Source organism: Paenibacillus sp. FSL K6-1566 (assembly GCF_038050475.1).
Lineage (GTDB): Bacteria > Bacillota > Bacilli > Paenibacillales > Paenibacillaceae > Paenibacillus_AQ > Paenibacillus_AQ lactis.
Genome location: NZ_JBBOSR010000001.1, coordinates 2237404 through 2252442, shown reverse-complemented (window position 1 = coordinate 2252442; position 15039 = coordinate 2237404). Strand labels below are relative to the sequence as shown.

Annotated in this window: 17 protein-coding genes and 1 tRNA gene; 9 read left to right on the top strand and 9 right to left on the bottom strand. The window is 49.5% G+C overall.

Annotated elements, in window-relative coordinates:
• Positions 1–4 precede the first annotated feature (4 nt).
• Positions 5–1297: a 3-phosphoshikimate 1-carboxyvinyltransferase gene (gene aroA, locus NST08_RS09670; RefSeq protein WP_007129611.1), complete on the bottom strand. Its 1293-nt coding sequence runs from the start codon at positions 1295–1297 to the stop codon at positions 5–7.
• Positions 1298–1473: 176 nt separating this feature from the next.
• Between aroA and NST08_RS09665 the strand changes: the two genes are divergently transcribed.
• Complete coding sequence (locus NST08_RS09665) at positions 1474–1779, top strand: rhodanese-like domain-containing protein (RefSeq protein WP_007129610.1); 306 nt, start codon at positions 1474–1476, stop codon at positions 1777–1779.
• A gap of 124 nt (positions 1780–1903) precedes the next feature.
• On the opposite strand, the gene NST08_RS09660 is transcribed toward NST08_RS09665, so the two are convergent.
• Positions 1904–2416: a shikimate kinase gene (locus NST08_RS09660; protein WP_028405209.1), complete on the bottom strand. Its 513-nt coding sequence runs from the start codon at positions 2414–2416 to the stop codon at positions 1904–1906.
• Between the two features lie 223 nt (positions 2417–2639).
• Between NST08_RS09660 and NST08_RS09655 the strand changes: the two genes are divergently transcribed.
• Positions 2640–3002 (top strand): hypothetical protein, encoded by a 363-nt coding sequence (locus NST08_RS09655; protein WP_007129608.1) that lies wholly within the window; start codon positions 2640–2642, stop codon positions 3000–3002.
• A gap of 42 nt (positions 3003–3044) precedes the next feature.
• On the opposite strand, the gene gndA is transcribed toward NST08_RS09655, so the two are convergent.
• Both gndA and NST08_RS09645 read right to left on the bottom strand, forming a co-directional pair.
• Positions 3045–4454, bottom strand: a complete 1410-nt coding sequence (gndA, locus tag NST08_RS09650; protein ID WP_028405207.1) for an NADP-dependent phosphogluconate dehydrogenase — start codon at positions 4452–4454, stop codon at positions 3045–3047.
• Positions 4455–4677: 223 nt separating this feature from the next.
• Complete coding sequence (locus NST08_RS09645) at positions 4678–5274, bottom strand: hypothetical protein (protein ID WP_007129606.1); 597 nt, start codon at positions 5272–5274, stop codon at positions 4678–4680.
• A 267-nt stretch (positions 5275–5541) separates the two neighbouring features.
• Here NST08_RS09645 and NST08_RS09640 point away from each other — a divergent pair, with 267 nt between their 5' ends.
• The 3 genes from NST08_RS09640 to NST08_RS09630 all read left to right on the top strand — a co-directional run bounded on the left by NST08_RS09640 (position 5542) and on the right by NST08_RS09630 (position 8967).
• Positions 5542–6171 (top strand): YktB family protein, encoded by a 630-nt coding sequence (locus NST08_RS09640; RefSeq protein ID WP_341033935.1) that lies wholly within the window; start codon positions 5542–5544, stop codon positions 6169–6171.
• A gap of 163 nt (positions 6172–6334) precedes the next feature.
• Positions 6335–7810: an aminotransferase class I/II-fold pyridoxal phosphate-dependent enzyme gene (locus NST08_RS09635; RefSeq protein ID WP_040738464.1), complete on the top strand. Its 1476-nt coding sequence runs from the start codon at positions 6335–6337 to the stop codon at positions 7808–7810.
• Positions 7811–8130: 320 nt separating this feature from the next.
• Positions 8131–8967 carry an endonuclease/exonuclease/phosphatase family protein gene (locus tag NST08_RS09630; protein WP_007129603.1) on the top strand — a complete coding sequence of 279 codons (837 nt, stop codon included), beginning with the start codon at positions 8131–8133 and terminating at the stop codon, positions 8965–8967.
• 170 nt (positions 8968–9137) lie between these two features.
• Here NST08_RS09630 and NST08_RS09625 read toward each other — a convergent pair whose 3' ends face one another.
• A complete protein-coding gene (locus tag NST08_RS09625) occupies positions 9138–9461 on the bottom strand; it encodes a DUF1292 domain-containing protein (RefSeq protein WP_007129602.1) in 324 nt (107 codons plus the stop codon).
• 98 nt (positions 9462–9559) lie between these two features.
• Positions 9560–10114, bottom strand: a complete 555-nt coding sequence (locus NST08_RS09620; protein WP_007129601.1) for a hypothetical protein — start codon at positions 10112–10114, stop codon at positions 9560–9562.
• A 228-nt stretch (positions 10115–10342) separates the two neighbouring features.
• On the opposite strand from NST08_RS09620, the gene NST08_RS09615 reads away from it, so the two are divergent.
• Positions 10343–11080: an MBL fold metallo-hydrolase gene (locus tag NST08_RS09615; protein WP_007129600.1), complete on the top strand. Its 738-nt coding sequence runs from the start codon at positions 10343–10345 to the stop codon at positions 11078–11080.
• Between the two features lie 142 nt (positions 11081–11222).
• Positions 11223–11456 (top strand): DUF3892 domain-containing protein, encoded by a 234-nt coding sequence (locus NST08_RS09610; RefSeq protein WP_007129599.1) that lies wholly within the window; start codon positions 11223–11225, stop codon positions 11454–11456.
• Between the two features lie 65 nt (positions 11457–11521).
• Here the strand turns inward: NST08_RS09610 and NST08_RS09605 are convergent, their stop codons facing one another.
• Both NST08_RS09605 and NST08_RS09600 read right to left on the bottom strand, forming a co-directional pair.
• Positions 11522–11965 carry a GNAT family N-acetyltransferase gene (locus NST08_RS09605; RefSeq protein WP_007129598.1) on the bottom strand — a complete coding sequence of 148 codons (444 nt, stop codon included), beginning with the start codon at positions 11963–11965 and terminating at the stop codon, positions 11522–11524.
• A 377-nt stretch (positions 11966–12342) separates the two neighbouring features.
• Entirely contained in the window at positions 12343–12609 is a 267-nt protein-coding gene (locus tag NST08_RS09600) for a hypothetical protein (protein WP_341341717.1), read from the bottom strand.
• A 141-nt stretch (positions 12610–12750) separates the two neighbouring features.
• On the opposite strand from NST08_RS09600, the gene NST08_RS09595 reads away from it, so the two are divergent.
• Together NST08_RS09595 and NST08_RS09590 are read left to right on the top strand one after the other, a co-directional pair.
• A tRNA-Val gene (locus tag NST08_RS09595) sits at positions 12751–12823 on the top strand.
• Positions 12824–12956: 133 nt separating this feature from the next.
• Entirely contained in the window at positions 12957–13877 is a 921-nt protein-coding gene (locus tag NST08_RS09590; RefSeq protein ID WP_053489014.1) for a tyrosine-type recombinase/integrase, read from the top strand.
• A 38-nt stretch (positions 13878–13915) separates the two neighbouring features.
• Here NST08_RS09590 and NST08_RS09585 read toward each other — a convergent pair whose 3' ends face one another.
• Positions 13916–15028, bottom strand: a complete 1113-nt coding sequence (locus NST08_RS09585; protein WP_341341716.1) for an Ig-like domain-containing protein — start codon at positions 15026–15028, stop codon at positions 13916–13918.
• Between the last annotated feature and the right edge of the window lie 11 nt (positions 15029–15039).

The window sequence follows — 15039 nt, the reverse complement described above, 5'->3', positions numbered from 1 at the left end:
ACCCTTATTTTACCCATTCCACATCGGCCCCAAGCGCCTTCAGATGATCGAAATACTGCGGGTAGGATTTGGCGACATGATGCGCGTCCCGAATTCGCAGCGGCTGCTTGGAGCGAAGCCCCACCACCGTCAAAGCCATAATTACGCGGTGATCATAGTGGGCATTAATTTCGACACCGCCCTCGACGCCTTCCGGACGGCCGTGAACGATAATCTCAGCTTGACGTTCTTCCACATTAGCGCCTGCCTTTCGCAGCTCCGTCAAATAATCCGTAATTCGGTCACATTCCTTGTACCGAAGATTCTCAACATTGTAAAAACGGGAGGTGCCTTCAGCAAACACGGCGGCCGCCACCATCGCCAGCACCGCGTCCGTCGCCGTGTCCCCGTCAAATTCCAGCGCTTTGAGCCGCCCGTTCCCTTGGACGCGCACATTGCCGTTCTCGTGCGTAAGAGGAACCTGCATCATGCGGAGCACGTCGATGATCGCGCGCTCCCCTTGCTTGCTGTCCTCCGCGAGGTTGCGGATCGTTACGTCCGATTCCGTTACTGCTGCTGCGGCAAGGACTGCGGCGGAACCCGGATAGTCGCCTTGAACCGTGTAGATCTGCGCTTTGTAGGACTGGCCGCCCGGAACCCGGAAGAACATGTAGTCCTCGTCCGCATGGATCATAATCCCGGCCTGCTCCAGCACTTCCAGCGTCTGACCGACAACCACCTTCGACTTCAGATCCCCGGTCACCGTAATCTCGCTGTCCTCGGTAAGCAGCGGCGTCAGGAACAGCAGGGCGCTCAAATACTGCGAGCTGACCTCGCCGGAGACGGTAATGCGTCCGCCCTTCGGGCTGCCTCCGCGAATCGTGATCGGCAGCTTCCCGTCATTATGCTCCACCTGTACGCCCAGTTGCCCGAGCGCATCGATCAAGTCATCATGCGGACGCTTCCCTAGCGATTCCGGATATGTGTTTACAAACGTAACCTCTTCGGACAAAGCCGCTACGCCCATTAAGAAACGCAGCACCGCTCCGGCATTCCCTACATTCAATTCCTTCACGTTTCGCGGCGATTTGCCGAAGCCGGTAATGACCGCCTTCTCATCGTCCTCCTCGAGGACGGCTCCAAGATCTTGGATGCAGCGTCTCATCGCATCGCTGTCCTCGCTGTGAGCCGGATAATAAACCGTGCTCGTTCCTTCGGCCAGCGCGGCTGCAAGCAGGTAGCGCGTCGTGTAGTTTTTGGACGACAACGCCCCGATCTCGCCTTGTAGTTTGGGAGTAGGCCTTACAATGATATCCATAATATGTATCTCTCCTTGTATATAGTATAGCGCTTGTACGCTGTTTTCCAAATGATCCTAAGGCAGTCGATTGACAGAGAAATCGCCGCTTGGTTATCATTGTTCATATCACTTTTAAATTTTCCGGCGGCCCGTTTGCTCGGGACGTTATCATTTTGCAGAAAAGAGGTCAACTGATGAAACCGATTCCCCAGATGGAAACTTCTGAGCTTAGACGCCGTCTTCACAACGGCGAGCAAGTGTACATGATCGATGTCCGGGAAGACGAGGAAGTGGCAGCCGGCATGATCAACGGCGCCAAGCATATCCCGATGGGCGAAATCCCCGCCAGGCTCGATGAGATCCCTCGAAATGAAGAGGTCGTCATTATATGCCGCAGCGGCGGACGCAGCCAGCATGTGTGCGAATTTCTGAGCCATCAAGGAATTCATAATGTGATCAACCTGAAAGGCGGCATGCTTCAGTGGCATGAAGAGGAGTAGCCGCTCATTGTCTGCAGGAAGGCGGGGGAAGCTACAGTTTCCCCCGCCTTGTTGTCTCTCCCGCTAGAACAGTTCACATTTTCCCTGGAACAGGCTCTTTATCATCCGACCAGCACTGATCATCTTAGCCGCGGTAATGCATTAAAATCTCAGCCGCGACTTCATCCGCCGTCAGCCCTGCGGTATCCACCATCAGATCGGCAAAACGATATTTATCGGCTCTTTCCATTAGGATGCTCTGCACTCGCTCCTCTACATTGCCCGCAAGCAGCGGCCGGTTGGCATCGCCCCGGACCCGTTCCACAATCGTATCGGCATCCGCCGTCAATGCGACGACCCAGCCTCCCCGCTTCATCGCCTCGCAATTCTCGGGACGGAGCACCGCTCCCCCTCCGGTCGCGATGATCTGGCTCGTCCGATGCAGCACCTCGCGAAGCGCCGCCGTCTCGATATCCCGGAAACAGCCCTCTCCGTCCGCTGCGAATATATCCGGAATGCTTTTACCGGCCATTCTCTCAATCTCGGCATCAAGATCGACCAGCGAATAGTTCAGATGATCGGCGACGAGACGCCCTACGGTTGACTTCCCCGTTCCCATCATCCCGATCAAGATGATGTTCCCGCTCCTTGTATTCAATGCTACACCCCATTTGCTGCTTCACTATAAAGTTGTTCATATCATACCATAGCCCGAAAACTTTCGACAATGGATCTGACTTACTGGCTTACTGGCTTACTGAACAACACGCCGCTTTAGTAAGGGTAACTGATAAATCTAACAGAAAGTCTAGTTTGGACATCCGGATCATATACTGAAATGGAAGAATACAAGAATGAAAGAAAGGAGGAACCGCGTCCATATGTCCGATCACCGTTCCTCGATCGCCTCGGCGCCCTTGCGTATCCGCCGGATCCTCGATCCCTCCTATCCTCTATGCAGAGAGGATGTGGTTTGGGTGCTGCATTTTGTACAAAAAAAAGTGGCTTCGAAGGATCCAGCCCTGCTGGATCTTTCAAAGCCACGATTGCTGCAAAACTTCTACAGCTATTGCGAAGCCGCACTGCTCCTGTTTGGAAGCGGAAGCCATGTCCACGCCCAAAGCGGCGACATTCGCACTTGCCTGCTGGAGGCCATGCACGGACTTTCGGAGCTGCAGGAGGCGTTAGCCCCCTCTCCGGTCCGCAAACCTCAGCTTCTCCCTCCGGCGGAGGAGGGGAATTGACCTCCTCCTGGTGAGACGACAAGCTCATCTTGCCATGGACAATTACTCCATCCAGTTGTAGTGGAACGTTCCTTCCTTGTCTACACGCTTGAACGTATGCGCCCCGAAGTAATCGCGCTGAGCCTGAAGCAGGTTCGCCGGAAGGTTCGCCGTACGGTAGCTGTCGTAGTAAGCCAGCGCACTGGAGAAGCCAGGAACAGGAATACCGAGCGATACCGCGGATGCCACGACTTTACGCCATGCATCTTGGTACGATTCGATAATTTCTTTGAAGAACGGATCGAGCAGAAGGTTCTTCAGCTCCGGATTGTTCTCATAAGCGTCCGTGATGTTCTGCAGGAAGCGGGAGCGGATAATGCAGCCGCCGCGCCAGATTTTAGCAAGATTGCCGTACTGCAGATTCCAGCCGTACTCATCGGATGCAACGCGGAGCTGAGCGAAGCCTTGCGCGTAAGATACGATTTTGCTTGCGAACAGCGCTTTGCGGACATTTTCGATAAATTCCGCTTTGTCGCCGTCGAATGGAGCGGTTTTCGGACCATTCAAAATTTTGCTTGCCGCAACGCGCTCGTCCTTCATCGCGGAAAGGAAGCGGGAGAATACGGATTCCGTAATCATAGAGAGCGGCACGCCAAGATCCAGGGAGCTTTGGCTTGTCCATTTGCCCGTGCCTTTTTGTCCGGCTGTATCCAGGATGACATCCACCATCGGCTTGCCTGTTTCTTCGTCGTATTTGGAGAAAATGTCGGCGGTAATCTCGATCAGATAGCTGTCGAGCTCGCCTTTATTCCATTCCGTGAAGATTTCATGAAGATCCTTCGCATTCAGACCAAGCACGTCTTTCAGCAATTGGTATGCTTCACAAATCAGCTGCATATCTCCATACTCGATGCCGTTGTGAACCATCTTCACATAATGTCCGGCACCGTCAGGACCGATATATGTACAGCAAGGTTCATCGTTCACTTTAGCGGAAATGGCCGTCAGGATCGGCTCAACCAGCTTGTATGCACTTTCTTGTCCGCCAGGCATGATCGATGGACCTTTCAGGGCGCCTTCTTCGCCGCCGGATACCCCAGCACCGATGAAGTTAAAGCCTTTCTCGGCCAATTCCTTGCTGCGGCGCTGCGTGTCCGGGAAGTAGGCGTTACCGCCGTCGATAATGATATCGCCTTTGTCCAAGTGCGGGATCAGCTGCTCGATGGTAGCATCCGTAGCTTGTCCGGCTTGAACCATAATCAGAATTTTGCGGGGCTTCTCAAGGGAATCCACGAATTCCTCGATCGAATAGGTGCCTTTAACCTGCTTGCCGACGGTTTCCTTCAGCATGTCCTCCGTTTTTTGCGGAGAGCGGTTATATACAGAAACGGTAAAACCTTTGCTTTCGATGTTCAAGGCCAGGTTTTTACCCATGACAGCAAGGCCGATGACACCGATTTGTTGTTTTGACATCTGGTTCTCCATCCTTTACTCCAGTATATTTTATAAGCAACCCAATCCCTATCGGGATGATTACATTATTCTCATTTTAACGTTTTTCTGTGGAGAAGTGAACCCCTGTAACAAAAACGTCGATCGCCGGCTTCAAGGGGATCACCTGCGAACGCGCGCGAAAACACCCCTTTTGACTCGGAGTGTTGTTCGTGCTTTTGGCATGGAACTATGAAAATGGGACTTACCACTCAAGCCTCATCAGCTCTAAGGCAAGCTCCTTCAATCTCTGCTTGCAGCTCATGATCTTCTCCTTGTCGCCCGCTTGCATCGCTTCATACAGCTTCTCCAGCTCATCATCGGTCTCCAGCCTGCACAGCAGCAGTCTTCGTTCCCCTTCGTCCGATTCGAATAATCGCATCATTTCCTGCTCTGTCATCGGCGTCCCCTTCTGGAACAGGACGCGCTGGCGATAGCCCGTAATCTCCACAAGGCGGATAACTTCGCCGAACAGTATATTTTCGATTAAAATTTGCCGGTCCTTGAAGCGTTTGACGACAGCGTGCCCTCGGGTATTCTCGATCAGCTTCTCCATCCATTCCGCCAGCCTCGGATCCCGGATCATGTAATCGCCGACCAGTTTAAACCCGCTGCCTGTGCGCTGAAACCGAAGCTTTACCAGCTTGCGTCCTGTCCGGATTGATATGATAAACTGCGACTCATTCTCGCTCCAATACAGTGAGTATCCTTCTTGGATCAGTTCCTTGATCAGGTCCTGGATATGCCGGCGATCAAACCGGAGCTCCAGGTTGCAATACTCCACTTCCTCGCTCTTATTCACGGCACTCCCTCCTCCGGTTTACTACCGATCACAAAACGACGGTGAAGATTCCCCCTCTTGCACAGCTTTTTGACGTTGTCTTATCTATATCTTATACTCCATCTTATGTAACGGTAACTTGGTTTATTGACTATTTTTCCCCAGATGAAATTACAGTGAAGCTTATGCCCATCATGCGGGAAGTACGGGTCAGCTATGGTATAATAAGGTATTGGAAAGAGCTAGTATAGGTCATATGAAGATACTTAACAGGAGGATTTCACATAGATGACAACAGCGTTCACAGGATTTAACGATCAAGATTTCGACGTATTCTCCGTCCCTGGGCTCGAAGCTCGAATGGAAGCGCTCATCGAGCACGTTCGGCCAAAGCTGGAGTTGATCGGAGCGGAGCTGGCCCCCCTTGTTTCCGCTCTCGCAGGCGAGGACATGTTCGTTCATGTTGCGAAGCATGCCAGACGCAAGGTTAACCCCCCGATCGATACATGGGTCGCCTGGGCTGCCAATAAGCGCGGCTACAAAGCGCTCCCTCATTTTGAAGTGGGTCTCTTCGGCACGCATCTGTTTGTTATTTTTGCGATCATTTACGAAAGCCCGAACAAAGCCGTGTTCGCAGCCAACCTTGAAGCGAAGCTGAAGAAGACGATCAAAGCGCTGCCGGGTCATTTCTATTGGTCTATGGACCATATGAACCCCGAGGGAACGCCCCATCAAGCGATGAGCCAAGGCGACTTCGAGAAGCTTATTCATAAGCTGAAGGAGGTCAAGAAGGCTGAAGTGATGTGCGGACTTCGCATCCCGCGCGAGGAAGCGGTCAAGCTGAGCGGGGACAAGCTGCTGGAGAAGGTCCAGGAGACCTTCGAGACGCTTCTGCCGCTTTACAAAATGTCGTTTTGATCGCAGGATCATCATTTGAAAGGGCTGCTTGAGCAGCTCTTTTTTTCGTGCTTGAAAATTTCTTGCATTCCCCCCCCATTTTGCTATACTCAATTTTGCTTATATAAAAGCAGTAACCGACAAATATTAACCATACACATAAGGAAAGGTTGTGACAGCGTCAATGGACCATAGCCGTACACCGCTCTTCACCGCACTCAAGGAACACGCGGCCAAAAACCCGGTTCAATTTCACATTCCGGGGCATAAGAAGGGCTTAGGCACCGATGCCGAGTTTCGAGAGTTTATAGGGGATAACGCCCTTTCCATAGATCTGATCAACATTGCGCCGCTGGACGATCTGCATCAGCCTACCGGCGTGATCGAAGAGGCCCAGAAGCTGGCCGCCGACGCCTTTGGCGCGGACCATACGTTTTTTAGCGTACAGGGGACAAGCGGGGCGATCATGACCATGATCATGTCCGTATGTGCCCCGGGGGATAAAATTATCGTTCCCCGCAACGTGCATAAATCCGTTTTGTCCGCCATCATTTTCACCGGGGCCAAGCCCGTATTCGTATCCCCGGCTCAGGACCCCAACGTCGGGATCGACCACGGGATTACGATCAGCTCGGTGCGCAAAGCACTGAAGCGCCATCCGGACGCCAAAGCCGTCTTAGTCATCAACCCGACCTATTTCGGCGTCAGCGCCAATCTGAAGGAAATTGTCGATCTTGCCCACAGCTACAACGTGCCGGTTCTGGTGGACGAAGCACATGGCGTGCTGATCCATTTCCATGAAGAGCTTCCGATGTCCGCTATGGAAGCAGGCGCCGACATGGCTGCGACCAGCGTCCATAAGCTCGGCGGCTCCATGACGCAAAGCTCGGTGCTGAACGTCAACACGAAGAACGGCTATATTAATCCGTATCGGGTGCAGACCATCATCAGCATGCTGACGACGACCTCGACCTCCTATATCCTGCTTGCATCGCTGGATACGTCACGCCGCAATTTGGCGCTGCACGGGAAGGAAATGGCTGCGAGAACGATCGAGCTCGCACAGTATGCCCGTCGTCAGATCAACGAGATTGAGGGGCTATATTGCTTCGGGGATGAAATTCTGGGCAGCGAGGCGACTTACTCCTATGACCCGACCAAGCTGACGATCCATGTCCGCCATCTGGGCATTACCGGGTACGAGACCGAGAACTGGCTCCGCGATCATTATAATATCGAAGTAGAGCTCAGCGATATGTACAACATCCTGTGCCTCATTACCCCGGGGGATAACCGGGATACGATCGATACGCTGCTGACCGCTCTGCGCGAGCTGTCCAACGAATATATTCATGTGAATGAAATCAATGAGCTTGTTGTGAAGACACCGGAGATTCCGCAGCTGTCGCTTATCCCGCGCGATGCCTTCTACGGGGACACCGAGATCATTCCATTTAAAGAATCGGCCGGACGGATCATCGCCGAATTTATTTATGTCTATCCGCCGGGAATCCCGATCCTGCTGCCGGGTGAAGTTATTTCCCAGGAAAACATCGACTACATTATCGATCACGTCGAGGTCGGACTCCCGGTGAAAGGCCCTGAGGACCGCAGCATTCAGAATGTTAAGGTTATTGTAGAAGCCGATCCGATCTTCTAATGAAACTTATTTTACGCTAGTCTAACCCGGAGCAGGTTTGCTCCGGGTTTTTGTCCTTTACCATCCATTTAACCAGCGTGATCAGGGACCATAGTCTCTCCTTTTTGCAAATAACACGGGCTAATGACACTGGCCGTTTGAATCACCCGAGGGCTTTGCTTAACGGAAGGCTATGTCCTTCTCCTCAATTTTCCCCTCCCTCTATCCAATTTCATCCGGCATTTACAGTAGCGATGTATAATAAGTTTGGAACCGCTTCATCCATCCATATCATGGTTATTTGTTCTTCCAGCATCTATTCATAGAAGGGAGATTTGTTGATGAAAAAACAAGTAGTTTCGCTCTTCACTGCCCTGCTGCTTATGTCCATGCTTCCATTCGGCGCTCAGGCCGCGGACAACGGATATGGAGGCAAGGTGCCGGCAACCGTTATGTCGTACAACATCCACCATGGCGTCGGCCTGGATAATCAATTAAGTCTCGAACGGATTGCAGGAGTCATCCGGGATGCCGGAGCGGACATCGTCGGTCTGCAGGAAGTGGACCGGTTCTATGGGGAGCGAAGCGGCTTCCAGGATCAAGCCAAAGAATTGGCTGAATTGCTTGGCTATCATTATGCTTACGGGGCAAACCTGGATTTGGCTCCAGCCGAAGGACAGACTGAGAACCGTCAGTACGGAACCGCGATTCTTAGCAAATATCCGATCCTGAAGTCCGAAAACGTATGGCTTAGCAGCTTCGGCAAGGAGCAACGCGGTGTATTGCATGCCGTGATCAATGTACGAGGAGTCCATGTCAATGTATATAACACGCACCTTGGCCTTGATGTAACGAGCCGTTTGGCGCAGGCGCAGGAAATCGTCGATCTCGCTTCGACCTCCGCCTCCGATGGTCCGGCCCTGCTGCTTGGTGATCTGAACGCCGAGCCTGCAAGCGAGGAAGTTGGGCTATTGCTGAACAGCGGCTTATTCGTCGACAGCTTCCAAGGCATCGAGGACGCCTATACTTTTCCGGTTCGCAACCCGTCGGTGACGATTGACTATATTTTAACCTCTCCCGGCGTTTCGCACGCAAACCAGCGTGTCATCCACACAGAGGCATCAGATCATTTGCCGATCGTGACGGAGGTCGTCTTCGCAAGAAAGGGCGGCCATTAACGATACTGTAATCTGGAGGTGTGGCACAAATACTTATCACTAACCTGATGGAGTGAACGCATAGAGCGGCGCATACCAGGATGAAATCCGGTTCCTTTATCGAACGCAAAAACAGGCCGCTTCCGGGAGATCTCCCAGAGGCAGCCTGCTTTCTTGCTCCTATGCGGATATTATTCCTGATTCGCTGCAGCGACCAGCTCGTTATAAGCGGCCTCTACTTCGTTCCATTCCGCTTCGTCCTCGATATTGTAAAGAACCATTTCCTCGTTCTCTTCTTCCATACGCAGGATGACGCCGTCCGCTTCCGGATTGTCGCGCTCAAGCAGCAGTGCATAAAGCTTCTCGCCCACATCAAAGGTTTCTACGAGAACCATTTCCACTTCTTTGCCCTGCTCATCCGTCAATGTAAGCACAAACTCCTCATGATCATGGTCGTGGTCATGATCGTGACCGCAGCCGCAAGCATCTCCGTGTTCGTGTTTGTGTTCGCTCATTGAAAAAACCTCACTTCGGGTTAAATTATCATACTTTCGTATCGTATCACGTAAGGCTTCTTCAGGTCAATTTTTCCTGAGGCGGCCACAACCTGCGTTTAGTTCAGCGCCGTGATCACCTTTTCGGCAACCTTGACGAAGCCGGAATCGGGTTTAACCTGGACATAAAAGCCGACCGAGTATTTGCCTGACGTTTTAAAGTCATACGTAAAATCATAGGTGCGGAACCAAAAATTGTCCTTCCGGTCTTGAACGACCTGGGATTGAATATCCTTGACATGACCGGATGGGTCTTCGATCGCAACCTTCACCGCATGGATATCGTTATTCAGGCTGTCGACCTGGCTGAATACGTTGAATTTCAGCTTGCCCCTGTTGACGTTCCCGAATACAGTGTCCCCTTTGAACAGGAAAATATGCACATTAGGTTTAATCACTTCGACATTACCTGTCTTCGAATTCCAGTCCACGGCACCGTCAAACTCCCGCACCGGCACGTAGGTTTTGCCGTCGATCACATAACCGCCGTCCTTTAATTCGCGTCCGTTGAGCCATACCCGGACACGCTCTTGTACGGAATCCGCAAATAAAAGCGTACTGCCACCCATTAACGAAAGGACCAGAACGCACGCCATCACTTTCTTCCACTTCATCTTATCCGTTCCCCCCAATAGCTCATCATGTTGTTATATGTGTATACTACAACCCAAATAACAAGTTGCGCTCTGTCCAGCAGTTTGTGGAAAAAAATTTGTCTAATTTTGTTGATGAAACTACCGCCTAAGAAGGTATTTAAAGACCGTGTACTTCCGCCCTGGTTTCGGTACAATATAAAGTAGCTTGCCAGGATTTTCACATCATACATCAGGAGGTTACGCACATTGACTTTGAAATTGCAAATGCTTGGCACCGGCGGTGCGTTTGCCAAGCAGTACTACAACAATAACGCGCTGATTGATGACAACGGGTATACGCTGATGGTCGATTGCGGGATTACAGCCCCTATGGCGTTGCACCAGCTCGGGGCTACGTTCAATGACATCGATGCGGTGCTGATCACCCACATTCATGGGGACCATGTCGGCGGTTTGGAGGAGCTTGCTTTTATCACAAAGCTGCAATACAAGCGCAAGCTTCCGCTCTACATCGGCGAAGCGCTTGTCCAGCCGCTGTGGGAGAACACCTTGCGGGGCGGCATGTATCAAGAAGGTCAAATCACCTCGCTGGACGATATCTTTGACGTCCATCCGCTGAAGCCGGGGGTAAAGACGGATATTTCGTCCGGATTGTCCGTGGAGCTGATTCAAACCCGGCATATCCCGGGGAAGAGCAGCTATTCGCTTTATTTGAATGAACGGATTTTTTACAGCGCCGATATGGTATTCGATCCTGCGCTGCTTCGTACACTGGTACAGGACCGGGGGTGCGAGGTAATTCTGCATGAGTGTCAGCTGCAGGGGCCGGGCGAGGTCCACACCACGCTGGAGGAGCTGCTTAGTCTGCCGGAGAATATTCAAGAACGCACTTATCTAATGCACTATGGGGACAATGCCAAAGATTATATCGGCAAGACCGGATTGATGGAATTTCTGGAGCAGCAGCGCATCTACGAGTTATAGGTCGAAACGGGAAAAGAGATTCCAAGCTGTCTGAGGCTTGAATATCCGCAGCAGACCGACGGAAGATTCAGAATACTGCATGGTTTTGGGGTGCATAGATAGGATCGGACCCGGGAACTCTATACCCGGGAGGCGATATATCATGGAAAACAATTCTCAAGAAGTCGTAGGCGTACGGAAAAACGGCGATGGCGATATCGTCGAGCTGAAGCTCGAGGACGGAACGGTCGTCGATTACAAAACAGCCCAGCAAATGGCGAAGAATAAACAAATCAAGAATGTGAATGTATTTCGCGGACGTGACGGTGACGAGCATCTCCGTTCGAATGCCGATGGCGATCCAAGCAACAATTTGGACAATCTGCCGACATTCTAAAAGATCGATAAAGAGGCCCTGCGATCCAACGCTGGGCCTCTTCTTCATGCCAGGGATGAGCAGGATTACAGCTCTTTTTTCATCCGAACATGGGGAATCCCCGCATCGTCGAACGGTTCATCCGATATCGTCTCGTATCCGAGCTTACGGTAAAACGGCTCTGCCTGTACTTGGGCATCCAGCACTGCATAAGGCAGCTTCAGCTCCCGAGCCTGCGTTTCTAATGCCATCATCAGCACCCGGCCGATGCCTTTGGAGCGGAACGGCTTGCGGACGGCGATCCGCTGCATTTTCGCCGAATCCTTATTATAGTAGGTCAAACGGCCGGTTGCGGCATACTGCCCTTCCGATTTGATCAATACATGCCAGGCCTCCGCATCCAACCGGTCATAATCGTCAATCTCCAGATCAATCGGCACCTTCTGCTCCAGCACGAACACATCTTTACGGATGTCCAGTGCTTGCTCCAGCTGCTCCTCGGTCGTCACATTAATAATCTCTGCTGCCACTTGATTCACACCTCTTTATGTAGATTCGTCTATCGGAACCCTCTATCTTTATCAGATCGAAATATTATACAAAAGATTTGATTTCCTGTATAGTAGAAGCTAACGTCTTCTTAGAAAGGAGCTAGGCCGAGCATGGGAATCGGAGGCACGATTTTTGTAGCCGCTATCATTGCCGTCCTCATCATTTTTCCAGTATTCTGGGCAATAAAGAAGGGTTACTCCCGCAAATGGGATGAGGAATAGATAACTTGGTTAAATTGCGGCCGCCAGCCTTGTGGCCGGCGGTTACCGAACATCCGCGCTTGCACGTTATGACAAGGAACCGATCGAGTAGCGGGACTACCGCTCCTCTGATGAACGATTGATGCCAAACGGAATCAATGGGTCAGCTCGGGCAGCGTTGGATCGGATTCAAGCGTTGACATCGGTTCGGGACGAGACAGCTCCCCATCCCTTGAATATACTTCGTTTTGAACCGAACGGCTGTATACATCCAGCAGAACGGGAGCCGAAGGCGAGTTCAAGGGCTCAAGCTGAACCGACGTCCGTTCCGGAACGCTGCATCCGCTGACGACTGCGATGGTGGTTAGGGTTACAGCAGCAACCGCGATTCGATTCATGCTGAAGTAAGCTGCTTGTTTCATGGAATTCACGCTCCTGTTTATGGAAAAATGGCACTTTTCCTAGTCTGAACCGAAACGTCCTATTTTATAACGAAAAAACCGTTGACAGCCAGCTTGTCTGCTGGTAATATATGAATTACCTCAATTTTTTATTTTATTTCTGATCTGTTAGCTCAGCTGGGAGAGCACCATCTTGACAGGGTGGGGGTCAGTGGTTCGAGCCCACTACAGATCATAGGCCTTACAGTGAAAGGGATTGAGCCTACTCAGTCCCTTTTATTTTTATTGTGGTCACTAACGAACACGTTTCCGAATGGTTTAACCACTATCTATTGTTTGAAAATAACATTAGATTGGTGGTTTTTTTCATGCTTTTAAAGTTTAGTTTGAATGAGTTCAAATCAGATCGGGAGTACAGGAACATTTCAAGTCGAACCTTGGAATCTTATATGGCAACATTGAACGAGTTCCACGCATATTGTATTGACCAAGGTATTGTTAATCTAGAGGATTGTACTTCCTCTTTGGTTAAAGGATATCTCATCTATTGCAGTAAAGAGCGAAAGAATAATCCCACTACCGTAAATAGTAAACTTCATGTGCTTAAAATTTTCTTTAACTACTTTGAATCTGAAATGGATATTTTCACAACAAAAACAAACCCAACTAAACGGATTCCATTTGCAAAAGAAGAGATAAAAATAGAAGTGTTTTCAGATGAACAAATAAAACAAATGCTTAATTACTATCAGCGGCTCAAATACCGTGATAAGACTCTGTACAGTTACCGTGATTACTTCCTGATCATCTTTCTTCTTGGTTCGGCTTGTCGGTTAGGTGAAACGGTAAACTTGCGCTGGAGTGATGTAGATTTGCACAATCAAGTCATCACTGTCACAGGTAAAAAACGTATGGCAAGCAGTTTGCCAATGACCGATAAACTCAAAAAGGAGTTTTTGGAGTATAAGTTGTTTGTTGAAAAATACTTTAACGGACTCCCTGAGTTTGTCTTTACAGACCGAAAAGGTGAACAATTAACCGATAATGCTATAAAGTGTATTTTTAAACATTTGAAGGCACATATGAATTTTAAGAACGTTCGCTTATCTGCCCATACATTCCGACATACTGCTGCACATCGTATGTTAATGGCAGGAGCCGATGTAGGAACCATCCAGAAAATTCTGAGACATTCAAATATTGCAATGACTCTCCGTTACTTCTCTTTATGGGGAACTGCACTCAAAGAACAAAATGATAAATTTAACGCATTGAATAAACTGTTATAAGTAAAGTATGCCCCCTTCATCATTGGGGGCATTTTTATTTATAACGCACTTCTAATCCTAATTCTGTACCAAGCGTGAACAGACGGATCAACTACCAAACTAGCCTTCAGTTGTACATATCCTAAATTATCCCCACTTACAATACACGATGTTCCTGTTTGACTTGTAATCTTTGCAAACGTTGTTGTGCTTGTTTGATCGTCTGCATATATCGCCCAGGTAACAGGTTCTATTACTGTTGCTGAACCCTGAGTTACAATGGCTTCGTATGTTTTAGTCCGTCCTTTATAAATTTCGCCCGGGCTACTACTACTTGTGATTGTAACAGTGTAGTCCACTGGAATATCTTCGACGGTAACCATAACTGTGTCTTTAATCCACTCCAATTGAGCATGATAAGCCGTAATTGTCACCGAACCAATATTAAGCCCTGTTACAAGGCCATGAGCGTCAACAGTGGCAATTGAGTCATCTGAGGAACTAAATTTAACTGGTGCGTTATTCGTACTTGTCCATGTAAGTTGATAAGTTGAGCCAATAGAAAGGTTAAAATCACCGCTTGTTATATCTACTTTAATCCCTAAACCACCAGCAATACCGTTCACAAGATCATCCGTTGAATCAATCGTATCCTTAGTACATGTTAAAGCAACTGTCCCAGGCTTGCTATAATCATCAATTCCTGTTACTTTCCATGCCCGACCATTAAGCAAGAACCTAGCATCCAATTTAAGGCCAGAATCTAATGAGTAATTACTACAATTTACTGTTATCTCCCCATCAGCAAGGGTAAGTACCTTACCAGAGGTTAAACCTAAATCTGTTGTATTTATATAGCAATCCAGAGTGTAGAATCGACTTTCGGAATTAACAATGATTCTGTGCGGAAGATGTCTTATGATTGCTTTGTATTTGTTATATCGCTTATCATTTATTTCGCTGACAATTAAATATTTTTTACCGTTGTAAACAACAATATCACCACGGTTAAATGGTGACATGGAAGTGATTTTTCTATCATCATAATTTTCATTCAAACTTTTGTTAGTGACTAGTACCCTGACAGGATTGTTATTTATGGTAACTTCTTTACCCATCTGATCGAGCAGGAAAGCAAAGTCATCAGTACTACTTTCAAATAGATTAATCATAAACTCACTCC

Excerpts from the sequence above, each read along its gene's own strand:
- NST08_RS09590 (WP_053489014.1), top strand. The coding sequence starts at position 12,957 with ATGCTTTTAAAGTTTAGTTTGAATGAGTTCAAATCAGATCGGGAGTAC.
- NST08_RS09640 (WP_341033935.1), top strand. The coding sequence starts at position 5,542 with ATGACAACAGCGTTCACAGGATTTAACGATCAAGATTTCGACGTATTC.
- NST08_RS09600 (WP_341341717.1), bottom strand. The coding sequence starts at position 12,609 with ATGAAACAAGCAGCTTACTTCAGCATGAATCGAATCGCGGTTGCTGCT.
- NST08_RS09625 (WP_007129602.1), bottom strand. The coding sequence starts at position 9,461 with ATGAGCGAACACAAACACGAACACGGAGATGCTTGCGGCTGCGGTCAC.
- NST08_RS09635 (WP_040738464.1), top strand. The coding sequence starts at position 6,335 with ATGGACCATAGCCGTACACCGCTCTTCACCGCACTCAAGGAACACGCG.
- NST08_RS09620 (WP_007129601.1), bottom strand. The coding sequence starts at position 10,114 with ATGAAGTGGAAGAAAGTGATGGCGTGCGTTCTGGTCCTTTCGTTAATG.
- NST08_RS09585 (WP_341341716.1), bottom strand. The coding sequence starts at position 15,028 with ATGATTAATCTATTTGAAAGTAGTACTGATGACTTTGCTTTCCTGCTC.
- aroA (WP_007129611.1), bottom strand. The coding sequence starts at position 1,297 with ATGGATATCATTGTAAGGCCTACTCCCAAACTACAAGGCGAGATCGGG.
- NST08_RS09655 (WP_007129608.1), top strand. The coding sequence starts at position 2,640 with ATGTCCGATCACCGTTCCTCGATCGCCTCGGCGCCCTTGCGTATCCGC.
- NST08_RS09630 (WP_007129603.1), top strand. The coding sequence starts at position 8,131 with ATGAAAAAACAAGTAGTTTCGCTCTTCACTGCCCTGCTGCTTATGTCC.
- NST08_RS09610 (WP_007129599.1), top strand. The coding sequence starts at position 11,223 with ATGGAAAACAATTCTCAAGAAGTCGTAGGCGTACGGAAAAACGGCGAT.
- NST08_RS09665 (WP_007129610.1), top strand. The coding sequence starts at position 1,474 with ATGAAACCGATTCCCCAGATGGAAACTTCTGAGCTTAGACGCCGTCTT.
- gndA (WP_028405207.1), bottom strand. The coding sequence starts at position 4,454 with ATGTCAAAACAACAAATCGGTGTCATCGGCCTTGCTGTCATGGGTAAA.